Here is a 26,882-nt window from a genome sequence, read left to right on the forward strand (position 1 = left end):
TACTTAATGGTTAAAAAGAGAAGGCTCTCTTTAAAAGGAACCTCTCTGTACCAACTCTGAATCAAGCATGACTTCTGTATATTTCTCTTGTGACCCATCTATTCTCTTAAGTAGTTGTTCAACGGCAACTTTTCCAATCTCAAACGCCGGCTGCCTGACGACAGATAAAGGAGGAGACGTGATCTTCATCCAATCATAATCGTCATATCCTATGATGCCGATTTCCTCAGGGATTTTAACATGATGTTCATTCAGGTAAGAAACTGCTCCCATCGTCATGACATTGTTTGCTACAAACAAAGCAGATACTTCTGCTTCATGAAGTTCTTTCGCTAATTGATAGCCTTGCTCAAATGTGGCTGGCCCCTCTTTGATGAACTCTCCCCTTATGGGAACCCCTTTTTCTTCCAGGGCTTGTTTATACCCATTTAAGCGTTCATCACTAGTTGTAATCCCAAGGGTGCCTGTGATAAAGCCAATCTTCTCGTATCCTTTGTTAAGGAGAGCACTGACCGCTTCATAGGCCCCCCGAAGGTTATCAACAAGAACCATATCCCCTTCGATACCGCTCGGATGACGGTCAATATAAACGACGGGATAATCCCCTGTTAATTCCTTTTTATACGCTGAATCTTCCCCGTTTACAGGGGCCATGACCAAACCATCAATCAATTGCGTATTAAAAACGCGAATTTGATTTTTTTCTGTTCTTTCATCTTCATTGGAATTACTAAGTATCAAGTTATAGCCATTCTCTTTCAACACCTTTTCAATTCCATTTGCAATGCTCATGAAGAAGAAATTGGATGTATCTTCTGCAACTAACGGAACCAAAAGTCCGATCGTATTCGATTTACGGCTTCTGAGACTTCTTGCAATTCCGTTTGGCTGGTAATTCAGATCCTTCATCGCCAGGTACACTTTCTGCTTGGTCTCTTCTGCTACAAATCGTGTCTCATTGATCACATGAGATACGGTTGCTGTAGAAACTTGGGCTTTTTTGGCAACATCTTTAATGGAAACCATGGTTAATCCTCATTTCTAACACTCAATTAATCGTTTACGTAATCGATTACCTTAAGGAAACTATACCTTTTGTAAACGCTTTCGTCAATGTGTTATTTAAAAAATCTTGTTATTTTTCGTCTTATCCAACAGAAATACGATCGTTGGATCCATAAGGACGCTAAAAAAGTGCTTCAATATCTCACCAATATATAAAATCATGGAATTGAAGGTGTTTTGTCCATAAAAATTTGTTAAAGTAAATCCCCTTTTATTGAAGGCTCGAAAGTGAGATATCTTATACCGATATATTGTTGTATGTTTATTTTATCCAAACAAAATAAAGATTGATAGACCTCTCAGGTTCTTTTTCCAATGAGATAGGCTACTTCTATTTCTTTCCCCCGTCTCCGCCTTTTTGCTACGTCCATGTAAAAATCCCGGTTCCTGTTGATTCAGAAACCGGGATCTTTTTTCTATAACTGTACCCACGTATGCTGTTCGCCCCAGCTCTCTTTTGCTAATTTCTCTACTTCTTGAACAATTTCATCTTCAACCGCATAGGCGTCTCCCTGCTCATACTGGTTATAATGAAACGCATAGAGCCGGGAAACAAATTGATGGAATGGAAGCGAAGATTCACCCGGAATCTCATTACATCCTTCTACGCTTGGCTCTATACCCTGACCCCAGTCTTGAGAGCTGTCATTATTGGGGTTATAGAAATAAATACGCATTTTCCCCTCCGGGTCTTTTGCAATTCTTTGGATAGAAACAGCGTGGAGCCCTAATAACTTACCAAATGCATTGGTTATAAAAATCCCTACTGGATTTGGATAGATCAATTCGTAGCCTTCATTGTAATCTGGATGGTGGGTGCCGTAAAATAATCGGACAAATCCTGGATAATCAGCTACGGAACCTGTCATCGGGTCGATCACACTGCAGAACCCTTTTTGAACCCAGTCTCCATAAAAAGCCGGATTTACCCATTTATGAACATCATCGCCTCGGAATTTCGAGCGGCGAACCAGCTCTGAATAAATACGATCTAAATGCGGGACAAGAATCAAGGAAACCGGATCTAATTCATCGTGAAGATCATCGACTAATCCTTCCCGTAAATCTTTCGAGTGAATCGCTTGTCCTTCAAATGTAAGATCAACATCCCCGTCCCTTGCCGCTCTTGCAATTAAGTCAAGTAAGTGTCCTGGGGCATGAAGTGACCACAGACTAATACCTCTCGCTGTCTGACAAGTAGGGTTCATTCCCTGCCCTATCCCCAGTGGCTGCCCAAGCACGCTTATTACTCCAGCTATCAGGATACTATTCGCCGTAATCCCTTCGTTTCCATTAATGGAATTTAACAAAACTTTTCTGGTTTCTGAATGAAGATCTAATTCGAAGATTCTGCGCAGCCCTGGAATAACCGGCGATGAGGACAAAACGCCTCGATCCAGCATTTTTGCCAGACCGTATAGCGACTGTTTTAATGGAATATGAATTCCCGCCTTAATTAATTGCTGTACAAACGAAATGTGTTCTTCTAAATTTGCTTTTCCCTTATTCGTTAAATCCAGCGCCTCAGCAAGTAACTGAGGATGCTGTTTATTGATATAACGGACGAGCACCACATGATTTGATGCGACAAGACCCGTTTCACGCATGGTTTTAGCAAAAGATTGAGCTTCTGTCTTTATGGCATCTTCTTTTAGATTCTTAATCTTATTTCGATACTTTTTCGTGTCACAATTTCGGCTCTTTTTCGTTCTGCCCCTGATAGCATCTACATAAGTTTGGATAGCTTTTCTATCTGACTCCTCAATCTCTTTTTCCATTAACTTTTCCGCATGATTAACCATTTTAACTATTCTATTTACCATGATGGGACGCTGAGCAATAAGACCGCTGATTTCTTTCACTAGTTCGCCTGAAATAGAAGCTAAAGATAACTTTTCTTCTAAGAATTGAAATAAGCGTTCCATCCGGTCTTTTTCTTTTCCTTTACCTTCAATCCGAGCGGCTTCCGTTTCTTCTGGAAAGAGAATATCTATGTTTAGAGCCATGACTTCGTGCAGGAAAGATTTAGCCTGTCCCTCGGAAATCCCTTCTCGCTTGTATACACCCTTAGCTATAGCCACCATTCTTAATTCACTCAGCATTTCTGATATGGTCGTTAAACCGCCTGCCTGAAGAGACCCTTTTACAAGAAAAGGCTGAAGCTTAGACGGATCCTCCCAGGGACTGTCTTGAAAAATGCCAGCTTGTTCATAGCGCTCCGCAAGTTGGTATAAAGCTGATAATCCTTCCTCATCATCCATCAGCTTAGCTGCTGCCTGTAATACATTACTTTGGTACATGGACTTTGCAAATGAATAAGTAGACTCCATGGTCTCTAGTTCTTGTTTAAAAGCCTCAATTTTAGATGTATCCATTTTTACTGCCATCGCATGTGCTTCCTCCTAAATATAAAAATCGTAGTCCACATAATCGGTTAATAATTGGGAAATCTCTTCGCTGTCATTCCCGTGTAGAAAAACCGTTCCCCAATGATTTCCATAGCCTTCATTTATGTCCTGGAACTTCGTAATTGTAGGCTTATACAACGTATGTTTATCAAAACTCGGATGACTTTCCATCTCAGGTGGAATTTGCACACGACTTACGGTTTTCTTGCGGGGATAGACTAAGAAGCTTCCCGCATGCCCGTCGGCTTCTGCTTCTTTGGGCACGTATTTTTCCAGTTCTTCCTGAGATGTATGAGGATCACAGCAAAGAAGATGAGCCCCAAACGGATTGAATTTGTATACTTTTTGAATCAGCTCAAATATATGACCGCCCGGAATTCGGTAGGCGACCTCTCCAAAGTAAACCTCCTCCTGATCCGTAATAAAAAATTCTGGATGGATCATGCCGTATTGAATATCAAACGCCTGAATAAGTTTCTCAACTTCTTCTACTATCAAAGGGCGATAATGTTCTAAAGCAGCTGACGGCGGAACCATACTGGAGTATCCGAGAAGCACATACTCTGTTATATTCAGAAACTTGATTTCACCCTTATGAATGAAAACCTCACATGAAATTTCCATCCCGTGCAGATGACTCTCTACAAGCCCAGGAAAGCTTTCGTCCGTTAGCTTGCTTTCGATATCCTCTTCAGAAAATATCATGCGATGGCCGGCTGCTCCCGCCTTATTTAACGCTTTGAAATGGATGGGATCAGGCTCCTGACTATGGTTTTTCAACAGTGATTGGTTAACCCTTCTGAAAAATCGTTTTACCTCTTCTTTATTTTCTACTTCTTCAAATACGCCTACTTTTAACCCGCCTATATGAGCTCTGCGCTTCATCATCGCTTTATCTCTAAAGAGAATAGAGTGATCGAATACATTCGGGTCATTTCGTAGACGGGCATTTAATGCGCCAGACCATTCTACTGTTTCCTCGAAGATAGGGATCGTATGACCGACGTCCAAATCCACTAATTCTGCGAAAAGATCCCCTGATCGTTCATAAACCTCCTGATAATGGCGAGGCTTTCCAAAATCCCATGCAAAAAAAGGAATGTTATGCTGCTCCGCATAAGGTCTAAAGTCTTCATGGCTGACCACTATATATGGTTTCTCCATTTGCTGTATAGCTTCAATTGACGGCACACTCCAGCCAATTAACGCTACTTTACTGCCGCGCTCTGGTCGTTCATGATTAATTCTAAGCGGTCCCATTTGCCTTCCGTTCAACCGCTTACGATCATTTTGATTGGTAAATTTAAATGAATTTGTTTCTTGATTAAGCCTTGGCATATGATTTTCACCTATCCTTGAAATAATTAAGCAACATTTTGTTAGAATCTCCACCAGAGTCCTATTTATCCTAAAATACAAGTGAATTTTTATGTTAATTTTAATTATTTTATGTATAAAAAAAGGACAGCTAGGAGCTGCCCTTTTCTTTTTCAAAGAATTTTATACCAGATATTCATATCTTCCAGTCCTGTCCCGATCCAGCTGTTCTGAATCATGCACCCTCCATAAGTAAATCCTTGCTGACTAGCCACAATATTCATTCCCATTGAAGTTGCCCTTGTATAGGAAAACATTGTATGGATTCCTAGTTCTTTTGCTTTTTCTTCAAGAAAAGGATACTGATGAGATAAAAGACCTTTGCCTCTATGTTCTGGCAGTGTTGCACAGTCTGTAAATTCTGCTGCTTTATATTCTGGAAATACATCAGCAGAACAGGCACTAACTAACTTGTCACCTTTAAAAATAAGCGCAAAATGGACATGGTCTTTCATCATGTCAAGGATATACTCTGGATTATGGATAGGAGTTGGGTACTTAGCAAAAGCAGTTCGATAGAGTTTTGCCATATCTTCAGCATTTTCTTCTCTACCCCACTTCATTGTATAACCATCCATCAGCTTTTTAGCGTTCGTGGCGGAAGTATGATTCAATTGTTTAACATAGTCGATAACGTTTCCTTCTTTTTTCTTTTCTCTGGCAGGATTTAAATATTTAGCATAAACTCTTGTATCATCTCCACGGAAAAAACCTTTGATTTCTCCTTCTATTTTACACGAGTGTGCTTGTAACTCTGATTCTTCTTTACTCCCAGGTCTCACATAAAAAATAAGCTTGTCACAGTTTTTTTCATAGGCTGCATCCGTAAGCTCTTCGATAAATCCACTCACGTTATCAGGCAGATCGTAAACCTTAACCCTTCGGCTCACAGGTTCCACGTCAAAGTAACTTTTTTCCATTAAAGTGCCGGTAGAAAGAAAATCTCCAGATATCATCAGGTACACTCCTATTTATTGTCTATTATGGAGAGATGGGCTACTCCTTATCGATATAACTGCTGAACACCTTAGTGTCCTTATCAGTAACCATCTTCACTAACATTCTACCTTAACTATCTGTCAATATAAGTCTAATTTTCCAGGAAAGATACCGATGATTTTGTCGAAATTCTACTACTTTTGACATATAGAACTTTTAGGGATGCTATATGCCGTATTTCTAAAAAAATAAGCCCCCTCATATCCAACAAGGGGGCTCATTCATTACGTTTTATCAACCCATCAAGCCTTCTCTTTTTTGCGGTTCTGCAGCCTGAAGCAACAATCTCAAAGAAGACGATACGGTATTAATATCTACTAAACCATCCTCTAACTCTTTTACTTTATCCAACTGGTGAAAAACATATTCTTCACATCCGTTAAAAGTTAACTCGCCCGTACTTATTCTTCCCTTTAGAGACATAATACTTTGATGAAGTAATTCCCGATCCATTCCGCTCTCTCCTTCTTTAAGGAAATAAACTTAAAGCATTAATGGATAGTATATCCAAAAGATCATGAATTATTCCAAATCAGGAAGGAATGAAGTAAAGAAAACAACATGGTACGGTGGCTCATAGTTTTAATATTAATCTTCTAACGGATTTAAATTTTCTTCGCCTGTCATGGTGGCAATCATTTCTACTAACAAATCAATTTCTTCGTCAATATCTTTAATACTTACGGTTTCTACCGGAGAGTGCATGTACCGTAGTGGTAAAGAAACAAGGCTTACCGGAACACCTTTACCAGTTAGACGCATTTTATCTGCATCTGTACCTGTCATTCTTGGAGTGAGTTCATACTGGACTTTCATATCCAGCTTTTTAGCAGTTTTCTCTAGCAATTGGTTGATCTTCCGATTGATTGGGGCACCTTTTGCCAGAACAGGACCATCATCTAACTGAATATCCCCGTATTTATTTTTGTTCACTCCTGGATAATCTGTAGCGAAAGTGACATCACAAGCGATAGCCATGGTTGGTTCAATACCTGCAGCAGCAAAGAACGCGCCTCCCATATTGGTTTCTTCATTAACCGTACTCGCCGCATACACTCCAACTTTTACTTGTTTTTCAGATAAGCGCCTCAGTACTTCTCCTACAATGAATTGACCGGTTCGATTATCCAATCCTCGTCCGGCTATGTAGCGATCCATCATAACTTCAGGGGTACGTTTATAAACTGCTAAATCACCAATTTGTACAAGTTTTTCTATCTCTTCTTTAGATTTTGCACCACAATCAATGAATAAATCATCTACGCCGAAGTCCCCTTTTAAACCGCCGTGGTGCTGTGCATTAACACCTATCACCCCTGTCAGCGTTTTTTCATAACCTAAAATCGTGACTTTCATTCCAACAGCAGCTTTCGGGTTAATCCCTCCCATTTTGTCAAAATGAAGATAGCCCTGTTCGTCAATTCGATTAATCACCAATGCGATTTCGTCACAGTGGCCGGCCAGCAGTACCTTAAATTCCGCTTCCGGATTCAGAATCGCAATCGCATTTCCAGCATGATCCGTTCTCACTTCATGAGAGAATGGTTTCATTTCTTTAATCCAACGTTTTTGAATTTCCATCTCCATACTGGAAGGAGAAGGAGTTTGTAGCAATTCTAGTAAAAAATTCAAACGATTTTCATTCATTTTGATTTATTCCTCCTTTTTCTCTCATCATCATACCAAAAAAGTCTCTCTTTTTTCTAAAACATGCTTAAATCATTCTTCAGTAGGGAACACATTGAGATGTAGTATTTAGAAGGAGGGGTTTCTATGAATTTGGAAGAGTGGTTTCAAAAAGGCATGACAGCCCAAGAATACGTGGATTCAATGGATAAGTACCAAAAAGATCTTATATATATATATGAGCATTTCAACATCTCTACAGAGGACTATCCTTTTTTTGAAAAACTTCAGAAAAAAGATATACGTGCCGTCGTTCTCACTGAAGACTGGTGCGGAGATGCGATGTTAAATGTTCCTATCTTTCTGCGATTAGCAGAAGCAGGTCATATTGAAACTCATTTTTTAAGACGTGATGAAAATCTTGAATTAATGGACAAGTATCTAACCAACGGGAAATCTCGTTCCATACCGATTATCATCTTTATAGATAGAGATGGGGAAGAGATTTGTTCATGGGGACCTAGAGCACCAGAATTGCAAACGTTTCTCGACGATTCCATCGGCAGCCTGCCTAAAAAAGAAACAAAAGATTATCAAGAAAAGCAGAAACAGATGCTTACTTTTATCACAAAAGCTTATCGAGATCATCAGAATTTCTGGCACTATGTTTATAAAGATATGATAAGAACATTAGCATAAATTTAAAGTTAACTTGCCACTAAGCAATTAGGGCAAGTTTTTTTATGTTTGAATCACCATTTTATTAGCTATAATGAACTAAAAAAGGGGCATTCATGATGCAATCCTTAGTTCGTCTATATTTTCAAGTACCTTTATTCTTAAGACTCTTAGGTACAGTATTCGTCATGATGACTTTTTTCGGTATGATCATCCATTTGATTGAGCCAACAAGCTTCCCCACTTTATTTGACGGGGTGTGGTGGGCGTTTGTTACCGGAGCAACAGTAGGGTACGGTGACTACGTCCCTCTTAGTGCTCTAGGAAAGATTACGGCTATTATGCTTATATTAACTGGGGGCGGACTCGTAACTTTCTACATGGCAACCTTGGCAGCCTCCACAGTCAAACATGAAGAAGCATTAGTTCGGGGACAGGTGAACTTTCGTGGATCTAATCATTTAGTGATCATCGGTTGGAACGAACGAACGCGGCAGCTGATCGATATGATGGGATTTCAGGGTATCCAAGAAAGAATTGTCCTCATTGATCGTACTATGCATGAATTTTACCGTAATTTGTCCTATGTGCACTTTATTAAAGGAGATGCAACTGATGAGGACATTCTCATAAAAGCGAATCTCTGCGAAGCGCGTATGGCAGTTATTACTGCAGACCCTTCTAAACGTGAAGAACAATCAGACCAGTCCGTTATCCATCAGACGGTAGCTCTGAAGGGCCATCAACCTGAATTATTTATTATTGCGGAAGTTCTGACTGACAGACAGCGAATTAATGCAGAAAGAGCTGGAGCAAACACGGTTATTCGTTCAAATGATTTTATGAGCAGTCTATTCTTCCATGAACTTTATCGCAATGATCCAGTGCAGCCTTTTGAGTTGTTACTGGATTTATTGACGACCAGACAATTTCATGAAGAAAAAGTACCTGAAAATTTGGAAGGGCAGCCTATCATTCAAGCACTAGAATACTTCTTGAAGAAAAGCTGCCAAATTATCGGTATTAAAAAGGGGAAAGAAGTCTCATTTGATCTCGATGGAGATATGAAATTGGAAAAGGGGGATTATTTAATCGTCTTCTCCCCGCTTCGTCAATAAAGCTTTCTCAGCTTCCGCCAACACTTCCTGCCCTGCGCTAATGTGCTCCTCTGGAAATGAAGCATCTTTATCAACAGGTTCTGAGAACTGATCAAAAATCGCTCGGAAATTACCTTCCTTAACGTTATCATCAAGACCGGGGTTATACTTATGTGATAGCAGGAAGGGGGCTTCCATACGGATGGTCGCATAGTCAGTGGGAGCATCCATAGATCCAGACTCCATTGTAAACGGCAGCCGTATAAACTGATAGCCTACATGATCATCGATCTTATAATCGAAGTATCCGTGTTCATAATCCCAGTTGTCCGAAAGCTTAAAACCAATTGGTTTAAGGGCAAGTTCTGCATCCGTAAATCGATATACTTTTCCTGTAAGCGATGAAGATAATGGTATCATTCTATTCACTCCTTTTAAGCACTAGCTTGCCCAATTAAAAACACCTCAGGTCATCCAAAATATGGATGACCTGAGGTGTTAATTATTCCCTATTTTCTATATTTAATAATGCATACTCTTATAGGCGTTTTTCAAGCTGTTCTTTCTCTTCTTCAAACCCTGGTTTCCCTAGAAGGGCAAACATATTTTTCTTGTATGCTTCCACTCCAGGCTGATCGAACGGGTTTACGCCGAGTAAGTATCCGCTGATGGCGCAAGCCTTCTCGAAGAAATACACAAGATAACCAAACGTATAGGCATTTCTTTCAGGAAGATGAAGAATAAGATTAGGAACTTGTCCATCAGTATGAGCGAGCATAGTACCCTGATAAGCTTTTTCATTTACCTGATCAACCGTTTTACCAGCTAAATAATTCAAGCCGTCTAAGTTTTGCTCTTCTTCTTCAATCATAATATCTGAAGCAGGCTGCTCGACATGGAGCACGGTTTCAAACAAGTCTTTTCGCCCATCTTGTACATACTGGCCAAGCGAGTGCAAGTCGGTGGAGAAGTTAGCTGAAGCAGGGAAGATACCTTTTTGGTCTTTTCCTTCACTTTCACCAAACAGCTGCTTCCACCACTCTCCAAAATACTGCAGAGATGGTTCATAGTTCACTAACATTTCAATTGTTTTTCCTTTGTTATAAAGAACATTACGAACTGCTGCATACTGATACGCAGGGTTTTCTGAAAGCTTACTTGAGCTTAATTCTTGCCGTGCGGATTGCGCACCTTTCATCATTTCATTAACATCAATCCCACTGGCCGCAATCGGAAGCAGTCCGACCGCTGTCAGAACAGAATAACGTCCGCCAACATCATCAGGAACAACAAAGGTTTCATATCCTTGTTCTGAAGCTAACGTCTTCAAAGCTCCTTTTTCCTTATCCGTAGTAGCATAAATGCGTTTACGCGCTTCATCTACTCCGTATTTATCTTCAAGAAACTTTCGGAATAGACGAAAAGCAATCGCCGGTTCTGTTGTTGTTCCACTCTTGGAAATAACATTAATAGAAACATCTTTATCCTTCAGCACATCGAAAAGTTCATTCAAATAAGGTGCACTAATACTGTTACCTACGAAGAATACTTGAGGGGTATTGCGATCATCAGAAGCAAGTTCATTGTAGAAACTGTGATTTAGCATCTCTAGAGCTGCTCTTGCCCCAAGGTAAGATCCACCGATGCCGATCACAAGCAATACATCAGAATCAGATTTTATTTTTTCAGCGGCTTGATGAATTCGCTCAAATTCTTCTTTATCGTAGTCTTCCGGCAGGTCCAGCCAGCCCAGAAAATCACTTCCTGCCCCTTTTTTCTCATGTAAAGCCTCATGAGCTAAAGTAACGGCATCCTGCATATACTCTAATTCGTGTTCCCCTAAGAATGGCAGCGCCTTATCATAATCAAAGCGTACGTGTGTCATTTATTTCCCTCCATTTGGTCATATAATAACCTCATCCAATTTTCACTTTATCGGAACCTACTCCTATAATCAAGCAAACTTATGATTGTAAGCGGATACATTAAAAAAAGAGATCCAGAACAAAATGTAATGGATCTCTCTTAAGCAGCTTATTTAGACATTTCTAAAATTCGAACAACATCTTCCGACTCTAATTGATTAAAGTTTCCGAAAGGTCCTCTTTTCATTGCTCGATCAGTAATTACATCAAATTTCTCATCGTTAATATCATAGTACTCCAGTGTTTCTGGAGCTCCTATTGAACTCCAAAATGTACGGAGTGCTTGAATTCCTTCTTCGCCAATCTCCACGCTTGATTTTCCTTCAGGATTAACTCCGAACACTTTTACAGCCAACTGCTTAAAACGATCTGGGTTTACATCTAAGTTATGCTTCATCCAATTAGGGAATAAGATAGCGAGACCTCCCGCATGGGGAATGTCGTATACAGCCGAAACTGCATGCTCAATATTATGACTTGCCCAATCACCTCGATATCCCATTTGGAGCATACCATTCAGAGCAATCGTACCTGAATAAAGAATCGTTTCACGATGTTCGTAAGATTCTGGATTTTCGAGAAGCTTCGGTGCCGTATTTACAACCGTTCTTAACACACCTTCAATCATCTCATCCTGAACAGGGGATTGCGTGGGGTTATGGAAATATTGCTCCAGCATATGAGTCATCATATCCACAATTCCATATACGGTCTGGTCTTTGGGAACAGAAACAGTATACTGAGGATCTAAAATGGAAAATAAAGGATTGGTATAAGGAGGAGCTCCCCACCCATACTTTTCATTGGTCTCCCAATTGGTAATAACAGAACCAGCATTCATTTCTGAACCAGTAGCGGCAAGTGTTAATACGGTGCCAAAAGGAATAGCATCCTCAGGTTTTTCTTTCCTTGTGACAAGGTCCCATGGATCTCCTCCATATTTTGCACCTGTTGCGATCGTTTTAGTACAGTCAATGACACTTCCACCACCGACAGCTAACAGAAAGTCTACTCCTTCTTGCTGACAAATCTCCACTCCTTTTTTCACTGTTGTCAACTTAGGATTAGGCTCAACTCCAGAAAGTTCAAGGATTTCAACACCAGCTTGATTTAGTTGTTCCACCACCTGGTCATAAACCCCATTTTTCTTAATACTTCCGCCACCATATACCAGCAGTACTTTTTTAGTACCTTCAGGTAATTGAGAAGGCAGCTGGGTAACTTGGTCTTTACCAAAAATTAATTTCGTTGGATTATAAAATGTAAAAGCATCCATCTATAGAAACTCCTTTCTTAACTATGTTTACCTATCATATTATCCCCCATTTCTGTCTAAGGCTCAAAAGATATGCAATATGTATATTTTTTGGAAGGTAGCTCAAGCTAAAAAATGATTCTATTACAATCTTGAACAGGAGGGTTTTATCATGAGTTGGATTCAACGTGTAGCTTTACTGCTAATTATTGTCGGAGCTATCAACTGGGGATTAATTGGGCTATTCCAATACGACCTGGTTGCTGGTTTGTTTGGCGGTGGAGAGCAGAGTGGAGCTTTTGCTCGTGTCATCTATACTCTCGTCGGCATTAGTGGACTTATCGCCATTTCCATTTACTTCTCACCTGCTGCTGAATATAGTGACTCTACAGTAGAATCAACAGAATAAAAAAATGGCTCAGGTTAGGTAACCTGAGCCATTTTTAATCATAGAGCATTATTTACGGTACTTTTCACGATCATCCGACTGCTTAATCCAGTCTTCAAGTTTATCCTTCAAAGTGTTAAATCCTGAAGAAGCGTCTTCCTGTTGCTGCTGTTTAGGTGCCGCTTGTTTACGCGGGCGACGCTGTTCAGCCTTTGGAGCTTCTTGTGTGGCACGAATAGAAAGAGAATATTTATTGCTCTTTTCATCGATATTCAAGATTTTAACTTGCACTTCATCTCCTTCAGAAAGATGCTCGTTAATATCTTTCACAAAACCGTGTGTCACTTCAGAAATATGAACTAAACCTTGTACTTGATCATCAAGCGCAACGAATGCACCATAAGGTTGAATTCCTGTGACTTTACCTTCTAATACTTGACCTTCTTGAAACTTCTCTGACATGCTATACAACTCCTGATATATATTATTCGATTCTTTTCACGCAATTAATGATTTTACCACAGTTCGGCACATTTAGCAAAACTCTATACTGAATAAAATCAATAGATTATGCTCGTCAATTTTTGACAATTTCTTTAGTGACCCTTTTGTGAATTCAAGACTTCTCCATAATCCTCCATGGTATAATGGAGAAAAGCACAGAGGAGGAACAATTATGTCAATTGGGGATAATATTCGTAAACACAGAGAATTAAAAAAGGTTACAAAAGATGAATTAGCGATGAAAGCACGAATGGGAGTTCATACATTAGAAAGCTATGAAAATAACGAACGAGTTCCCGAGCTCGATACCATCTTAAAAATTTCTACTGTACTAGACATTCCCGCGTCAGAGTTAATGGAAACGGAAGAAGAAGATACCCTCGTAGACGAAGAACTACAAAACCTTATTAAAGAAATTGGGGTTAAACGCTCAAAACTAATCTTAAAAAAGGCTCGTGATTTTTCTGAGCAGGACGTTCTGCGGACTATGAATCTCTTATACGATTTAAATCAACAAAAAAATAAATAAATAGGTTTAATATCTATCAAATGTGGTAATAATGTATAACGTAAGACTTTCTCGTATTCCCCCTGTGTAAGCAAAGCGTACGCTCGCTTTGCTTATTTTTTTTGGAAATGGCTACCCATTACAAACGGTTTATTTTCATTTATCTGAATCCATAGGTTATCATAAAAAGTAAACAAACGAGAGATGGAGGGCTGATTATGAGTCGTTTTAACACAGTAACACCGAGAAAAGGAACGAGATCGGTTAAATGGGATATGGCTGAAGATCTATATCAGGATAAAGAAGTACTGCCCATGTGGGTAGCTGACATGGACTTTCAGATACCTGAAGCAGTGAAACAGGCTCTTCAAGAAAGAGTTGAACATGGCATTTTTGGCTACACTTGGCCGGACAACCTTATAAAAAATAAAATAACAGGCTGGCTCGATAAGAGACACAACTGGGAAGTGGAAGCTGACTGGATTACATATAGCCCTGGAGTTATACCTTCCTTGCATATGATTATTCAGGCGTTAACCCAAGAAAAAGATCCCGTGTTGATCCAAACTCCTGTCTATCCGCCTTTCTACAGCGTGGTAAAAGACCATGATCGAGAGTTGATAACCAATCCTCTAGAGTTTACTGAGGATCGTTACGAAATTAATTTCGAAGATTTCGAGCAAAAAATTAAAGATCACCAGGTCAAAATGTTCATTTTGTGCAATCCTCACAATCCAGTGGGACGTGTATGGACAAAAGACGAATTAAACAAAATGAGCGAAATTTGCGTAAAACATGATGTAATGATCATTGCAGATGAAATCCATGCCGATTTAATTTTCAGTGGTCACACTCATATTCCTATAGCTTCTTTAAATGAAGATATCAATCAGCGTACAGTCACATGTTTGTCTCCTACTAAGACATTTAACCTTGCTGGGCTGCAAGCCTCTTATTTAGTAACAGCGAACAAAGAATTAAGAGAACAAATCGACCAGCAATTTAAGAACCAGGGAATGGTTATGTTAAATACACTTGGTATTACAGCTATGGAAGCTGCCTACGAATACGGCGAGGAATGGCTGGAAGAATTAAACCAAACATTAGAGAGCCATCGTGATTATGTGATGAAACGATTCCACCAAGAAACTCAATCCATTCGAGTCCTTCCGGCAGAAGGAACCTATCTTCTTTGGCTGGACTGCCGCTCTCTCGGTCTCGAACAAAAAGACCTTAAGTCCTTTATGCAAACGCAAGCTAAAGTTGGCCTGAACGATGGGGCTTCTTTTGGGGAAGAAGGCGAAGGATTTATGCGGATTAACATAGCTGCTCCTATGTCTATTCTTGAAGATGGAGTGACTCGAATTATCAGAGCCGTTCATCAGAACGAATAAAAAGGCTCCCTAAAAAGGCGGTCACTGAAAAGCTCAGGTCTATGAAAGATAAAATATAAAAAGCGGACTGTGTAGAATTTAATTCCATACAGTCCGCTTTTCTTCTAGTATCATGAGATTTATACTCTCTTTTATTCTTCAGTGCATCATAAACGAAGTAAAATCCTTCTGACTGGCTTTATGGATAAGTGACGCTCTAACATCGAATACCAAAATTGCACAAAAAAAGAGTGATTTTCTTATTAAATCAAAGAAAATCACTCTTTTTAAATAAAACTCTGTGTATTTGTTGAGCTGTTGGTGGTGTCGCCTCCAGGAACAGCACAATCCGAAGATCCGCTCAGTCAAGATAGAAAAGAGTTGTACAGTAGCCCTCCCAAAAAGGTAGACCCACTTAACTCTCTTCTTGCTTTTCATCTGGCTCGGTAGGATCCGTTGTATCGTCTTCATCTGCTTTTAACGTAATTTCTCCACAAGCGATTCGTTCGCCAGAATTACCAGACGGCTGAGACATCCCATCATCTACACCGCTGCTCAGAACGATAGATGTGCCTTCCTTCCTTAGCAATGATTGCTGGGCTTCCTTAAGCTTAGCTTCACTCAAAGTCAGTTTCACATCAATCATCCCGCTTCCATCAGCTTCCACATTTGCCATGTCTCCTGTATGAGCGCCCTTCGTATTCATCAATCCGTGCTCTTTATCCATTGGATTAAAATGGTTGCCTGCACTTTTAAAATCCGGAGCCTCACACTTAGGGAATTCATGAATATGAACCGCATGCATTCCCGGCTCAACTCCTTCAACCTTAAGGGCTACTTCCACCCCTTCTGGACGCTCCGTAAAAGTCGCGGTTCCAATTTTATCGTTTTCACTATTATAAATAGATGTTTCAAGCGGCGACCTTTCTTCTCCGGAAGAACAGCCTCCCAGCATAATTAAGAAAGCCATAACTGGCAATAACCATTTGTACATAATGTACCTCCATTTATAGACCACAATGTTATGGTTATTGTCCCCCATCATTCAAAATTATATAACAAAACCACCCCTATGATTGGCGTGGTTATGATATAAATATCAGTGTTCGTTCTCTTTGTGCTCCTTAGGATAAAACGTTTCTTCTGTTTTCTTCTCCTCTTTACGAGAGGCCTTAATTATAACAACCATCGTTACAGCCGCAGCAACGATAAATAAAATAAGCATAAGTACAGCCGGAATGTACTCAGATTTATCTTCTGGAAAGTATAAAAATTCCATCATAGGACGATCACTTCCTTCCATATCACCTGTCATTATATCAAATTATCCTCCCGCTTTTCATGAGCTTCACCATTTCTTCACAATTTAAATGTTTGGTACAATGAATGACAAAAGGAGGATTTTTGATGGCTGAATTTAAAAAAGGAGCTCTCGTGAAAGCTCACTATAAAACAGGAATTTATGTAGGAGAGGTCGTAGAAGACCGAAACCGCTTCTATTTAGTTAAAATACTCGCTGTAGATAAGCATCCCATGCAAGGGGATCTCCATAATCCAGGTCAAACAGAAGATGTGTTCTTCCATCAGCGCAAAGCACTCAGCTTAAACGAGAAAGCTAATGTGCAAAAAGAAGCGGTTCATCCCTTTGAAGAAGATACGGTTCCAGATTATGAGGCGTCACTAAAACAAGCTGTAGAAAAGTTAAAGACAAAACTGACTAGAAGAGAAACAGAATTTAACCACAACGCTAAGCAGCAGCTTGAAGATTTAGAAAACCAATACTTCAAGTCATAATTGTCTCCCTGATGAGGGGGCGCCGGATCGGCTCCCTCTTATTTCTTCATTAACCGCCGGGAACTTTTAAATTCTTCTTTTTCTTAACTGGCTTTCCATACACTTTATTCGTAATCCACGAGGCTTGTTCAAATAAGAGCATCCCTACAAAAGCAGCAATGACGATATATAAACCGCTGAAAACCTTTAAGACCCCTGCAGCCGTACTTGCAATTACTACGGAAAACTCTCCACGTGCGCACATGGATAATCCCGCTCTTAGAGAAACACGCTTGGATAATCCATACAACGGACCACCAAGCACCCCTAATAAAATTTTAGAAAATATAGACCATACCAAGATGGATACAAGCAGTCCTGCCATGGGCACCCCGTCTCCAAGCTCAATGGTCGTCCCAAAGTAGATAAAAAAAGTAGGAAGCATTAAATCTCTAACAGGGAATACAGTCTGCTCGACTTTTTCAATTTTTCCAATCTCTGCTAGCATCATTCCCGCTAAAAATGCACCCAACACTTCAGATAATCCAAGTAACAGAGCGATTCCCCCAAAGGAAAGGGCAATCCCAACCAACAGCGCTATCTTAAAATCTTCATCATCAATTCGATCAAGAAACTTTTCAAAACGTTTAAAAAGGGTTTTACTTAATATGATAGCTAAGGCTGCCAAACCTAAAATTTTACCTACTAAAAAAATAAAAGTGAGAGAAGTAAAAGTTTCCCCTGAGCTCACTCCAAATAAGATAGCCACAACAATGGGCGCAACCAGGTCTTCAAATATTAGTATAGCCAGCATAAATTCGGTTTCCGTATTAGCCATACGGCCACGGTCATCTAACAGCTTGGCGGTAATGGAAGAACTGGTCGCATACGTAATGCCGCCAATCAAAAAACTTGAAAATAGATCTAGATTAAATAAAAGAGCAATCCCCGTTGTAACCCCCAGGCTTAAGAAAACGTCGAGAAGCCCGGAAGGCCATATCTTTTTCGCAATGCCGCCCAGACGATTCACATTAAACTCAAGTCCTAATATGAAAAAGAGCAATACAATTCCGATTTCACTGGCAAAATGCAGCAATTCGCTGTCGTGGAGGAAGTCAGCCAATATTATCCCTAATAAAATGTATAAAATGACATTGGGTACTTTTATCTTCAAACTTAAGAATCCTAAGTAAAAGATGAAGAGTAAAATAAGCCCAGCCCCCAGTAAAGCCGGAAAATCAGTAGGCACTTATGATCATTCCTCTCCTTTACACAAATCTGACAACGTGTCGATTTGTTCCTGTTTACCAATTGTCATGATGACGTCCCCGGGTACCAAGGTAGTATTCGCCTCAGGAATGGCGATGGTTTCATCCCCTTTGACAATACCAATAATGGTGGCCCCTGTCTTATTCCTTATTTCCGATTCTTCAATTGTCTGATGAGCAATACTTGAACGCTTCGATAATTCAACCCAGTCAATAACAATCTGATTTTTGAAAATTTTCAATTTATCAGCATCTACCGGCTGGTAAGTAGCACCTAATAATTGTGCTCCAAGCTCTCTTGTCTCATCGGACGTAAGATCCATTGCAAAATCAGCCTCTTCACTATCTGCATCTTCGAAAAAATAAAGTTCTCTTTTGCCTGTGTGGTGGACAATTAACACAAGCATGCTGTCTTCACCTGTTTTTAAAGAGATCTTTTGACCAATCCCAGGCAGCTGGGATATTGAAATGTTCATCTGACCAGCACTCCTTACTTTCTTCTTCCATTTAATTATAACAGAACGCTCCCTATCGATAGGACTTGATTCTATATGAAAAGGAATTTCTTTATCATTTGAGTAATTATAAATGCTTTGGACGGTTCAAATTACTTTAATCTCCCCACCTAATTTGTCATCTGATATGGTGTGTGGTAATTTAAAATAGGTAAAACGATACCTTAGGAGGTTAAAATAATGACAACACATATTGGGGCTGAAAAAGGTGAAATAGCAGAAAAAATCCTTCTTCCCGGAGACCCTTTACGAGCTAAATATATAGCTGAAAACTTCTTAGATAATCCTGTTTGTTATAACGAGGTCCGCGGAATGTATGGTTACACGGGGACCTATAAAGGAGAGCGGATATCTGTACAAGGTACTGGTATGGGGGTTCCGTCTATTTCAATATACGTAAATGAATTGATCGAAGGCTATGGCGTAAAGCAATTAATTCGTGTTGGATCTTGCGGAGCCTTGCAAAATGATGTGAAAGTAAGAGATGTTATCCTTGCTTCTACTTCCACAACGGATTCCCAAATGAACCGGATGGTTTTTGGCGGTATCGATTTCGCTCCTGCTGCAGATTTCAATTTATTAAAAAATGCTTATGACGCCGGTACTGAAAAAGGTTTAAAATTACGGGTCGGCAATGTATTTACGAGCGACAGTTTTTATCGTGACAATGCGATGGATTTATTCAAACAGCTGGCTGACTATAATGTATTAGCAGTTGAGATGGAAACCACAGCTCTTTATACTTTAGCAGCGAAACATGGTTGTCAAGCTCTATCCGTACTAACTGTAAGCGATCATATCCTAACAGGGGAAGAAACAACTTCCGAAGAGCGTCAGACTACCTTTAATGAAATGATTGAGGTCGCGTTGGAAGCTGCCATTCAAGAGTAATTAAGGACACCCTCTTTCGAAGAGGGTGTCTTTAATTTTGTTTAATTTCAATCAGATCTTTTAATTCCAATTCATAAATCGTATCTCCTGCAATAACCAGAAAAAACTCGGGACGTATCTGTTCAAGTATCCCGCGAAAGGTTAGTTCTCTGGTATAAACGACTACGCATTTACCTTGGTTTTTATAGAGGCTTTTTAATCGATCAGTCTCCAGGATAGATCGAGGGATGGAATCAGGTAATTTTAGTGCCAAAGTATTACCCCCTGCATGACAGCTTTCTTTATCTTATACAGTTTCTTTGGTTACGTTTGGGCCTCCATCTTCTAATTTCACCCCCCTTTTATCGTTCAGGTTTAAGGGTCTTTATTCAAGTATTCCTAATTCAGTTTAAAATTATGACCAGGTTAGTGTCCCCCTTTACCTGCATGCTTTTTTAAGACGTCCAACCTAAAATTATGATATAATTACCATGTTCTGATTTAATAAGAGTCAGAAACTGCAATTTTATATACATACATTTCTTAATTTGTGGAAAGGATGTCAACATGTTGTTGGACTTACTGCATAATTTCCCTTTATGGGCTTCAATTGCTTCGATTTTTTTTGCTCAAATAGTAAAAATTCCGATTCAATTTATTGCATCTAGAAACTTTAACCCCAGTCTGGCATTCAGCACCGGAGGCATGCCAAGCAGTCATTCGGCTGCCGTAACGGCGCTCGCTACAGGCGTCGGAATCCAACAAGGGTTTAATTCATCAATTTTTGCCGTTGCTTGTGTGTTTACCATCATTGTCATGTTCGATTCAACTGGAGTTCGGAGGCAAACTGGAGAACAGGCCATTATGCTGAACATTTTAACGAATGACTTTAACCGGTTTGTGAATGAAGCAAGAGACTGGGGTAATAAAGAACAGTACCAGAAGAAAGAAGAATTGAAAGAATTATTAGGGCATCAGCCCATTGAGGTTTTCTTCGGAGGATTGACAGGAATTTTATTAACCTTTTTGCTCTACGCCTGGATTTACTAACCTGCAAGTTGATATCTAAATATACGTAACGTTAAAAAAGAAGGGTTCCCCGTGAGAACCCTTCTTTTTTAACGTTTTAAAATTTGAGATCGGAATACTTGTAAGGACTCGTTCTCATTCAGTACATTCAACCGCTCTTCTGAAAGAGTTCCATTACCCTCTTCTATTATATATACATCTAACGTTTTTTTACCCCATTGTTTGTAAACCTCTTCTACAGTTGAAAAGTATAAATCAAGTTCATTCCCTTGAATAGCAGCCCCTTTATCTGCAACTACCCCATAACCATAATCAGGAATAAAAAGTACGGTTCCTATAGGAAAGACATCCAGATCGGCAGCAATCGTTGAATATAGATCTCTTTTTACATTAACCCCAGAAAAAGTAATGCCATAACCAGGGTGATCCGGGGTCTTTCCCGTGGATTCCGGACCTGCTGTGTACCCGGTAGCTGTGACAGTGTGAGATTGAAATTGAGATAAGTCAAGCGTTTCTGCAAGCTTCCGTTCAGATTCTTCAGCAGCCCTTGAAAGAAGTACAGGTTGAGTGGCGGAAGCTTCTAAAATATACTCAGGAGCGTCTTTTCTAAACTTAACAGAGACCCATTCATCAAAATCTCCCATTGATAGATTGGACACATTGGCTACTGTATTGTATAAAGCTAAAATAAACAATGTAAATAGCAATGTTTTTTTCAGGCGTTTGCTCATGAAAATCACCTCTAGGTGTAATCATGTCCAAGCTCGAATAAATTATACAGAACTATTCAATGGAAGGATGAAAAAGCAGATGTCATTAAAATGATCCTCATACTTTACTAAAAAGAAAGTTAACTCATTTTCTTTTTCATTGGGAGAAGTGAAGGGCTCTTTAGGTGCCCCTCCCGAGTGTACAGAACCCATTAACAGAACTTATAGAAAAACAGCCTCTTCACTAACAGAAGAGGCCGTTTATTAAAACATTTGATAGCCATTTTTTCTTAACCAGCGGATTACAAGGCCAGCGACAATGGTACCAGCTAAACCGCTCGCCAAAATCAATATATCAACCACTTGTAAATTTACTAACTTTGCAAATACAGTTGGAAACGAAGTGGTTGGTTGTGAAAAGTACTCTGTCCAAGGAAAGTCGTCAACGATAAACAGAACGATTACTGGATAAACGAATGACATAACCCACGAGGATCGTAAAAGCATGTTCAAAAGGAAAGATATCCCAAAAAACAATACAAAAAACAATAAAATAGAAACAAAAAACTGAATGATGTTCAATGAAGTTCCCCCTAAACTTACACTTGCCTATTTATAATCCAAAACTCATTCTATAACTGATAATAGTAAAGCGCAAGCGCTCTATAAGCTAAGAAAAAAGCAAAGGCAACGATCTGCCTTTGCTTCTTGAACAAATGATTCACAACATTATTGGAAAAAGTTCAGCTTACCTTTCTTCAAAACAAGACCAGGACCGCCAAGTTTAAGAAGATAGCGATTATCAATTACCTTCTTCATCGCAGAAGCAGACCAGCCGAAGAGTTTCTTGTCATTAAACACTACGCCAATCGCATCTTTATGACCTAGAGAAGCGACAGTACCTTTAAGATCTGGAGTGAAAGGCTCTAAGTGCTTATCGCCTTTTACAAGCTTGGTAAGGTTGTCTGCTGTCTGCTCAGCCATTTGAATAGCAATTTGAGCTGTCGGCGGATATGGGCGTTCTGTTTCTTCGTTAATAAGCAAAGCACAGTCCCCTACGATAAATACATCGTCATGTCCTGCAGGGCGCAAATCGTCACTCACAGGAGTACGTCCCCTGTTAGACTCAAATCCTGCTTGTTCGACCAAGCTGTTACCGCGTACGCCAGCGGCCCATACAACTGTGTTCGTAGGAATTTCTTCACGTTGTTCATCTTTTTCAAAAACCAGTTTATTTTCAGTAACTTCTTTAATCATTGCACCGATTTTGAATTCAACTCCGCGGCCCTCCAGAGAGTTCATGGCATATTCAACCAATTCAGGATCAAACCCTGGCAAGGCTGAAGGAGCAGCTTCTACGTTAATAATACGTACCTTTTCACGAGGAATATCATATTCCCGGCATAGCTGTGGAACGCGGTTAGCTAGCTCTCCAACAAATTCAATCCCTGTAAAGCCAGCTCCACCAACGACAATATTTAAACGCTCTTGTTTTTTGTCAGCTTCATTATTATATTTAGCAAAGTTGTACTCGATATGCTGACGAATCAGACGCGCACTGTTGATACTTCCAATCGTGAAAGCATGCTCTTTTAAGCCCGGGATTCCGAATGTAGCTGCTTCGTAACCTAAACCAATGACTAAATAATCGTACATTAAATCGCCGTTTTCGAGCATAACTCGTTTTTCGGATGGCTTAATTTCTGTTACCGTATCCTGTACAAAGTTAATCTTACTTGTGTTGATAACGTCTTTAATAGGAATACGTGTATGGTCATGGTGAAGTGTACCTGCAGCATTTTCATGTAGCCAGGTGGTTTGGTAATGGTAGCTGTGCTTGTTTACCAATGTAACGTTTGCTTCATTCACACCTAAACTTTTTTGAAGTTTAACCGCTGTAATAATACCCCCATATCCTGCACCGAGGATGACTATGTTAGGATTTTTCATGAATAATCACTTCCATCTCGTAATATTTTATTTATCCGTTGAGTGTTCTTTGTGACTACTTTCACACATAATATTATAAAAAAATGTCGTTATTCTAATATGTTTGTCACAAATTCGTTAACTAGTGTCTAGTCTCATATTAGACTTTTTTATTTTCATTTTCAACCCATAATCTCTTTATCAAAATAATGGAATTATTACACGTTATTGTAAAGGGTTACAAGAGGGCTGTTTCCCATTCAAAAATATTTTGTGATAGAATGTACGTTAGTGACATTTTTCAACAGGAGGTAAATTATGAGTGATAAGATATATGATATAACGGTCATTGGTGCTGGACCCGTCGGCTTATTCACCGCTTTTTACGGTGGTATGCGTCAAGCCAGTGTCAAAATCATCGAGAGTCTTCCTCATCTTGGCGGCCAGCTCACTGCATTATATCCTGAAAAATATATTTTCGATGTAGCGGGCTTTCCAAGAGTCCGTGCTCAGGAACTGGTTGATAATCTTGAAGAGCAGGCAATGGCGTTTGACCCAACGATTGCATTGGAACAATCGGTTGAATCAGTCGAACGTGTAGAAGATGATGTTCTCAAACTAACCACTAACAAGGAAGTACATTATACGAAAACCCTTATTGTTACAGCAGGAAATGGGGCCTTCCAGCCGCGTAAACTTAAAATTGAAGGCACTGATAAATATGAAGATACCAATTTGCATTATCATGTTAATGATATGAATAAATTTGCCGGTAAGAATGTCATGATCTGCGGGGGCGGCGACTCCGCTGTAGACTGGGCTCTTATGCTTGAACCAATTGCAAACCAGGTGACACTGGTACACAGAAGGGATAAATTCAGAGCTCATGAACATAGTGTAGCCCAATTGGAGAACTCTAATGTGAAATTAATGACTCCTTTTGCCCCTGAAAAAATGATTGGTGAAGAACGAATAGAACAAGTTGAATTACATGAAGTCAAAGGTGATCGTGTAGAGACGATTGATGTTGATGATGTCATCGTCAATTACGGCTTCATATCATCCTTAGGACCAATTAAGGACTGGGAACTTGAAATTGATAAAAACAGCATTGTTGTGAATTCTAAGATGGAAACCAATATAAAAGGAATTTATGCAGCCGGTGATATTTGTACTTATCCCGGAAAAGTCAAATTAATTGCTTCCGGTTTTGGAGAAGGACCGACAGCTGTCAATAATGCCAAAGCCTATATAGACCCAGGCGCACGCGTACAGCCCAAGCATTCTACAAGCATGTTTTCGTAAGACACAACAAGGAGACCCTTCCAGGTCTCCTTTTTTTATGGTTTATTTTGAGCTGCTCGATCTTCACGATTCTTGATTGCTATATCTTTGACATGTTGGGAAACCTGGATTCCTCCGATCACGTAAATAAAGGTTAAAATTAAATTCTGTACATTCATATCTATAGTCCCAAGACGTACATACTGAAGCATGGTAACCCCGAGCGTTATAAAAAAACCTATAATGATAGCACTAATTCTGTATTCATTCATCGACAAACAGTCTCGTAATGCCTGCTTCATTTTGGTGCTCTCCTCTCCAAACAGATGATTTACTTTCATATATATGGAGGGAGAAACAAAAAAATTATCACATAAAAGAATCTGCTTTTTAGGACAGCTACTGCTCAAGAAGAGCTTTTTGGCGAAATCAAAATTTATATAAAAGTCACCGGGCATTTTAACTAGAAGCAAAACAACAGTAGTTACCCCTCAGGACATAAAAATAGCTTGCAGAAAAACCAGGGGGTTTTCTACAAGCTGTGATCTTCCTTAAAAGGAAAGGAAAGTTTTATTTTTATTGCTTAGCAGTTAGGGTCAGGACTTCCTGCGTTTGTCGCTGTCTTAAATGAAGACCCACATCCACAGGATACGATGGCATTCGGATTATCAATTGTAAATCCTCCGCCCATCATGTTCTGTTTAAAATCTATAGTTGTACCTTCTATAATAGCAGCATCTTGTCGGTTAATCACAACAGGAATCCCGTTTGATTCTTCTGTAAGATCCAGTTCTTCATTAATTTCATCTTCTAAGCCCATGGCATATGATAATCCACTGCAGCCTCCGCCTTTCACACCAAAACGAAGACGTACGTCATTAGAATCTTCTTCTTTCAACATTTCCTTTATTTGGTGACTTGCCGCTTCTGTAATATTTAGAATCATCCTGAGCCACTCCTTTCTTTCTTAATGCTAGTATACTAACGACTGTCATAATTATCAAATGGATGAAATGCCAATCGTTCACATTCTAAATAATGTTTGAATAGGGTGTACACGGAGAATAAGCATTAAAGATATTGAATTAGAAAGTAGGACGACTATGGTTTCCACCTTAATTACCCATGTTCCATCTACAACTTTACATCTGCTTGCAGGTGCTTTGATTATGTATGCTTTTTTTGGAAAAAAAGAATATACAACTAAGCAGCGCGCTCTAATTATGAGTCTAGGTTTTATCGTTCTGATTCCGGATGTACCTAAGTTTCTTGGTACTACTGCTTTCCATTCGCTGATCAGCCTTCCTTTTTTATCCTTATTACTGGCTATATTTATTCAAAAAAGGACTAAAGCAAAGTATTGGTATAGTTTATTAGCAACGTTTACTACTTTTATGGGAGGAGCGCTGCTCATTGATTGGATCGGAAATGGCTCACGCCTTTTTTCTCCTCTCTCGAATAAGAATTATGCGTTCACACTGCTCAAACACGAGCTGCTATTAATATTACTGATGACTATTGTGTTACTTATCGTATTAAAAACAAGCAATAAATTGATTCTTACGGCTGGATTGCTTATTGCCCTTAGTTTCTTATCATTAAAAGCTTATGGAAAATTAGAATTACAAAGCTATCTACGAAATCAAATTCAGGTCGCGCCTATCAAGTGGATAGAAGTTGAACCACATGGGTTTTTAGGAAACAAGTGGGAGTTTGTCGTAATGGCTCAAGATAAAAAGTTCCGCGGTACAGCCTCTTTGCTTGGAGACGATGTAAAAATCACTAGCCGGATGAAATAATCCTCATTCTTCTGGGCACCCTGCTATGTTGTAAATTACAAGTTCTGTTAAGCATTATTGTTGTTTCATAAAGACGTATTAAGGTCCAAACTGTGTAAGACTCCGTTTCTAGATATTCTGTGGAAAAAGGGGCTCCTGGGAACGGCTCGGCCAGCTACATCGCCCAGGCACTCGCGTCATAAGACGATCATCAAAAGGAATGCGTTTTTTCAATCCGTTGATGAGCGGCTTATGTCTCAATGTCTAGGTGATGCCAAGACGAGTTGTTTCCGTAGCCGCCCTCATCTATTGTTTGCAATGGATCCGAATTATTTCGAAATGGAGTCTTGCACTATCGGGAGCTTATCTGTAATGAGTATCACGGAGACGGACTTAATAACAAAAGAAGGCATCTGAGAGATGCCTTCTCAGGCTGTCGAGAAAGTCTCGGCAGCTTTTATTTGTTTTCCTTTTTTTAATAGATCACCGCGTTAATTTGTTATAATAGCTATAACTTATCAAT

At 39.6% G+C, this 26,882-nt stretch carries 30 protein-coding genes; 10 read left to right on the top strand and 20 right to left on the bottom strand.

Translation table 11 applies throughout. The features are described 5' to 3' along the window. Window positions 1-30 precede the first annotated feature (30 nt). The 6 genes from BMZ06_RS11420 to BMZ06_RS11445 all read right to left on the bottom strand — a co-directional run bounded on the left by BMZ06_RS11420 (window position 31) and on the right by BMZ06_RS11445 (window position 7,496). Complete coding sequence (locus tag BMZ06_RS11420) at window positions 31-1,026, bottom strand: LacI family DNA-binding transcriptional regulator (RefSeq protein WP_089752169.1); 996 nt, start codon at window positions 1,024-1,026, stop codon at window positions 31-33. A gap of 455 nt (window positions 1,027-1,481) precedes the next feature. After that, on the bottom strand, window positions 1,482-3,452 hold the full coding sequence (locus BMZ06_RS11425; protein WP_089752170.1) for a hypothetical protein: 1,971 nt from the start codon (window positions 3,450-3,452) through the stop codon (window positions 1,482-1,484). Window positions 3,453-3,467: 15 nt separating this feature from the next. Further along, window positions 3,468-4,811 (bottom strand): ATP-grasp domain-containing protein, encoded by a 1,344-nt coding sequence (locus BMZ06_RS11430; protein WP_089752171.1) that lies wholly within the window; start codon window positions 4,809-4,811, stop codon window positions 3,468-3,470. Between the two features lie 152 nt (window positions 4,812-4,963). Next, window positions 4,964-5,806 (bottom strand): putative beta-lysine N-acetyltransferase, encoded by an 843-nt coding sequence (ablB, locus tag BMZ06_RS11435; RefSeq protein ID WP_089752172.1) that lies wholly within the window; start codon window positions 5,804-5,806, stop codon window positions 4,964-4,966. A gap of 277 nt (window positions 5,807-6,083) precedes the next feature. Beyond that, entirely contained in the window at window positions 6,084-6,302 is a 219-nt protein-coding gene (locus BMZ06_RS11440; RefSeq protein WP_089752173.1) for a hypothetical protein, read from the bottom strand. 135 nt (window positions 6,303-6,437) lie between these two features. Next, window positions 6,438-7,496: a M20/M25/M40 family metallo-hydrolase gene (locus BMZ06_RS11445; RefSeq protein WP_089752174.1), complete on the bottom strand. Its 1,059-nt coding sequence runs from the start codon at window positions 7,494-7,496 to the stop codon at window positions 6,438-6,440. Between the two features lie 126 nt (window positions 7,497-7,622). On the opposite strand from BMZ06_RS11445, the gene BMZ06_RS11450 reads away from it, so the two are divergent. Next, complete coding sequence (locus BMZ06_RS11450) at window positions 7,623-8,174, top strand: thioredoxin family protein (protein ID WP_089752175.1); 552 nt, start codon at window positions 7,623-7,625, stop codon at window positions 8,172-8,174. 98 nt (window positions 8,175-8,272) lie between these two features. Further along, window positions 8,273-9,271: a potassium channel family protein gene (locus BMZ06_RS11455; RefSeq protein WP_245756003.1), complete on the top strand. Its 999-nt coding sequence runs from the start codon at window positions 8,273-8,275 to the stop codon at window positions 9,269-9,271. Here the strand turns inward: BMZ06_RS11455 and BMZ06_RS11460 are convergent. From BMZ06_RS11460 to BMZ06_RS11470, 3 genes are all read right to left on the bottom strand, one after another. Beyond that, complete coding sequence (locus BMZ06_RS11460) at window positions 9,242-9,670, bottom strand: YugN-like family protein (RefSeq protein ID WP_089752177.1); 429 nt, start codon at window positions 9,668-9,670, stop codon at window positions 9,242-9,244. The two genes, BMZ06_RS11455 and BMZ06_RS11460, sit on opposite strands and share 30 nt — an antisense overlap. 118 nt (window positions 9,671-9,788) lie before the next feature. Next, window positions 9,789-11,135 (bottom strand): glucose-6-phosphate isomerase, encoded by a 1,347-nt coding sequence (locus BMZ06_RS11465; RefSeq protein WP_089752178.1) that lies wholly within the window; start codon window positions 11,133-11,135, stop codon window positions 9,789-9,791. Between the two features lie 149 nt (window positions 11,136-11,284). Next, window positions 11,285-12,451 (bottom strand): iron-containing alcohol dehydrogenase, encoded by a 1,167-nt coding sequence (locus BMZ06_RS11470; RefSeq protein ID WP_089752179.1) that lies wholly within the window; start codon window positions 12,449-12,451, stop codon window positions 11,285-11,287. Window positions 12,452-12,602: 151 nt separating this feature from the next. Between BMZ06_RS11470 and BMZ06_RS11475 the strand changes: the two genes are divergently transcribed. Continuing rightward, window positions 12,603-12,839: a DUF378 domain-containing protein gene (locus BMZ06_RS11475; RefSeq protein ID WP_014644117.1), complete on the top strand. Its 237-nt coding sequence runs from the start codon at window positions 12,603-12,605 to the stop codon at window positions 12,837-12,839. Window positions 12,840-12,887: 48 nt separating this feature from the next. Here the strand turns inward: BMZ06_RS11475 and yugI are convergent, their stop codons facing one another. Further along, window positions 12,888-13,280 (bottom strand): S1 domain-containing post-transcriptional regulator GSP13, encoded by a 393-nt coding sequence (gene yugI, locus BMZ06_RS11480; protein ID WP_089752180.1) that lies wholly within the window; start codon window positions 13,278-13,280, stop codon window positions 12,888-12,890. A 214-nt stretch (window positions 13,281-13,494) separates the two neighbouring features. Between yugI and BMZ06_RS11485 the strand changes: the two genes are divergently transcribed. Continuing rightward, a complete protein-coding gene (locus BMZ06_RS11485) occupies window positions 13,495-13,851 on the top strand; it encodes a helix-turn-helix domain-containing protein (protein ID WP_089752181.1) in 357 nt (118 codons plus the stop codon). 197 nt (window positions 13,852-14,048) lie between these two features. Then, window positions 14,049-15,224 (top strand): MalY/PatB family protein, encoded by a 1,176-nt coding sequence (locus BMZ06_RS11490; RefSeq protein ID WP_089752182.1) that lies wholly within the window; start codon window positions 14,049-14,051, stop codon window positions 15,222-15,224. Window positions 15,225-15,618: 394 nt separating this feature from the next. Here BMZ06_RS11490 and BMZ06_RS11495 read toward each other — a convergent pair whose 3' ends face one another. Beyond that, the gene (locus tag BMZ06_RS11495; RefSeq protein WP_089752183.1) at window positions 15,619-16,197 is read right to left on the bottom strand and encodes a superoxide dismutase family protein; all 579 of its coding nucleotides are present in this window, start codon (window positions 16,195-16,197) and stop codon (window positions 15,619-15,621) included. A gap of 105 nt (window positions 16,198-16,302) precedes the next feature. Continuing rightward, entirely contained in the window at window positions 16,303-16,518 is a 216-nt protein-coding gene (locus BMZ06_RS11500; protein WP_089752184.1) for a hypothetical protein, read from the bottom strand. 92 nt (window positions 16,519-16,610) lie between these two features. Here BMZ06_RS11500 and kapB point away from each other — a divergent pair, with 92 nt between their 5' ends. Continuing rightward, window positions 16,611-16,997 (top strand): kinase-associated lipoprotein KapB, encoded by a 387-nt coding sequence (gene kapB / locus BMZ06_RS11505; protein ID WP_089752185.1) that lies wholly within the window; start codon window positions 16,611-16,613, stop codon window positions 16,995-16,997. Between the two features lie 49 nt (window positions 16,998-17,046). Here kapB and BMZ06_RS11510 read toward each other — a convergent pair whose 3' ends face one another. Together BMZ06_RS11510 and BMZ06_RS11515 are read right to left on the bottom strand one after the other, a co-directional pair. Continuing rightward, a complete protein-coding gene (locus BMZ06_RS11510) occupies window positions 17,047-18,225 on the bottom strand; it encodes a cation:proton antiporter (RefSeq protein ID WP_089752186.1) in 1,179 nt (392 codons plus the stop codon). Between the two features lie 6 nt (window positions 18,226-18,231). Next, complete coding sequence (locus BMZ06_RS11515) at window positions 18,232-18,720, bottom strand: cation:proton antiporter regulatory subunit (protein ID WP_089752187.1); 489 nt, start codon at window positions 18,718-18,720, stop codon at window positions 18,232-18,234. 219 nt (window positions 18,721-18,939) lie between these two features. Between BMZ06_RS11515 and deoD the strand changes: the two genes are divergently transcribed. Beyond that, on the top strand, window positions 18,940-19,650 hold the full coding sequence (deoD, locus tag BMZ06_RS11520) for a purine-nucleoside phosphorylase (RefSeq protein WP_089752188.1): 711 nt from the start codon (window positions 18,940-18,942) through the stop codon (window positions 19,648-19,650). A gap of 31 nt (window positions 19,651-19,681) precedes the next feature. Here the strand turns inward: deoD and BMZ06_RS11525 are convergent, their stop codons facing one another. Continuing rightward, window positions 19,682-19,903: a BTB/POZ domain-containing protein gene (locus BMZ06_RS11525; RefSeq protein ID WP_089752189.1), complete on the bottom strand. Its 222-nt coding sequence runs from the start codon at window positions 19,901-19,903 to the stop codon at window positions 19,682-19,684. 293 nt (window positions 19,904-20,196) lie between these two features. Here BMZ06_RS11525 and BMZ06_RS11530 point away from each other — a divergent pair, with 293 nt between their 5' ends. Then, complete coding sequence (locus tag BMZ06_RS11530; protein ID WP_014644128.1) at window positions 20,197-20,679, top strand: divergent PAP2 family protein; 483 nt, start codon at window positions 20,197-20,199, stop codon at window positions 20,677-20,679. A 68-nt stretch (window positions 20,680-20,747) separates the two neighbouring features. Here the strand turns inward: BMZ06_RS11530 and BMZ06_RS11535 are convergent, their stop codons facing one another. From BMZ06_RS11535 to BMZ06_RS11545, 3 genes are all read right to left on the bottom strand, one after another. Further along, complete coding sequence (locus BMZ06_RS11535; RefSeq protein WP_089752190.1) at window positions 20,748-21,389, bottom strand: 3D domain-containing protein; 642 nt, start codon at window positions 21,387-21,389, stop codon at window positions 20,748-20,750. Between the two features lie 243 nt (window positions 21,390-21,632). Further along, on the bottom strand, window positions 21,633-21,950 hold the full coding sequence (locus BMZ06_RS11540; RefSeq protein WP_089752191.1) for a YuiB family protein: 318 nt from the start codon (window positions 21,948-21,950) through the stop codon (window positions 21,633-21,635). Window positions 21,951-22,097: 147 nt separating this feature from the next. Then, window positions 22,098-23,318, bottom strand: coding sequence for an NAD(P)/FAD-dependent oxidoreductase (locus BMZ06_RS11545; RefSeq protein WP_089752192.1), 1,221 nt, complete (start codon window positions 23,316-23,318; stop codon window positions 22,098-22,100). A gap of 297 nt (window positions 23,319-23,615) precedes the next feature. On the opposite strand from BMZ06_RS11545, the gene BMZ06_RS11550 reads away from it, so the two are divergent. Continuing rightward, window positions 23,616-24,602, top strand: a complete 987-nt coding sequence (locus tag BMZ06_RS11550; protein WP_014644133.1) for an NAD(P)/FAD-dependent oxidoreductase — start codon at window positions 23,616-23,618, stop codon at window positions 24,600-24,602. 35 nt (window positions 24,603-24,637) lie between these two features. Here BMZ06_RS11550 and BMZ06_RS20425 read toward each other — a convergent pair whose 3' ends face one another. Both BMZ06_RS20425 and BMZ06_RS11560 read right to left on the bottom strand, forming a co-directional pair. Then, window positions 24,638-24,883 carry a hypothetical protein gene (locus BMZ06_RS20425; protein ID WP_139205824.1) on the bottom strand — a complete coding sequence of 82 codons (246 nt, stop codon included), beginning with the start codon at window positions 24,881-24,883 and terminating at the stop codon, window positions 24,638-24,640. A 281-nt stretch (window positions 24,884-25,164) separates the two neighbouring features. Continuing rightward, window positions 25,165-25,527, bottom strand: coding sequence for a HesB/IscA family protein (locus BMZ06_RS11560; RefSeq protein WP_089752194.1), 363 nt, complete (start codon window positions 25,525-25,527; stop codon window positions 25,165-25,167). Window positions 25,528-25,684: 157 nt separating this feature from the next. On the opposite strand from BMZ06_RS11560, the gene BMZ06_RS11565 reads away from it, so the two are divergent. Further along, complete coding sequence (locus BMZ06_RS11565) at window positions 25,685-26,380, top strand: hypothetical protein (RefSeq protein ID WP_089752195.1); 696 nt, start codon at window positions 25,685-25,687, stop codon at window positions 26,378-26,380. Window positions 26,381-26,882: the final 502 nt, after the last annotated feature.

The organism is Halobacillus alkaliphilus (assembly GCF_900113125.1).
GTDB classification, from domain to species: Bacteria; Bacillota; Bacilli; order Bacillales; family Halobacillaceae; genus Halobacillus; species Halobacillus alkaliphilus.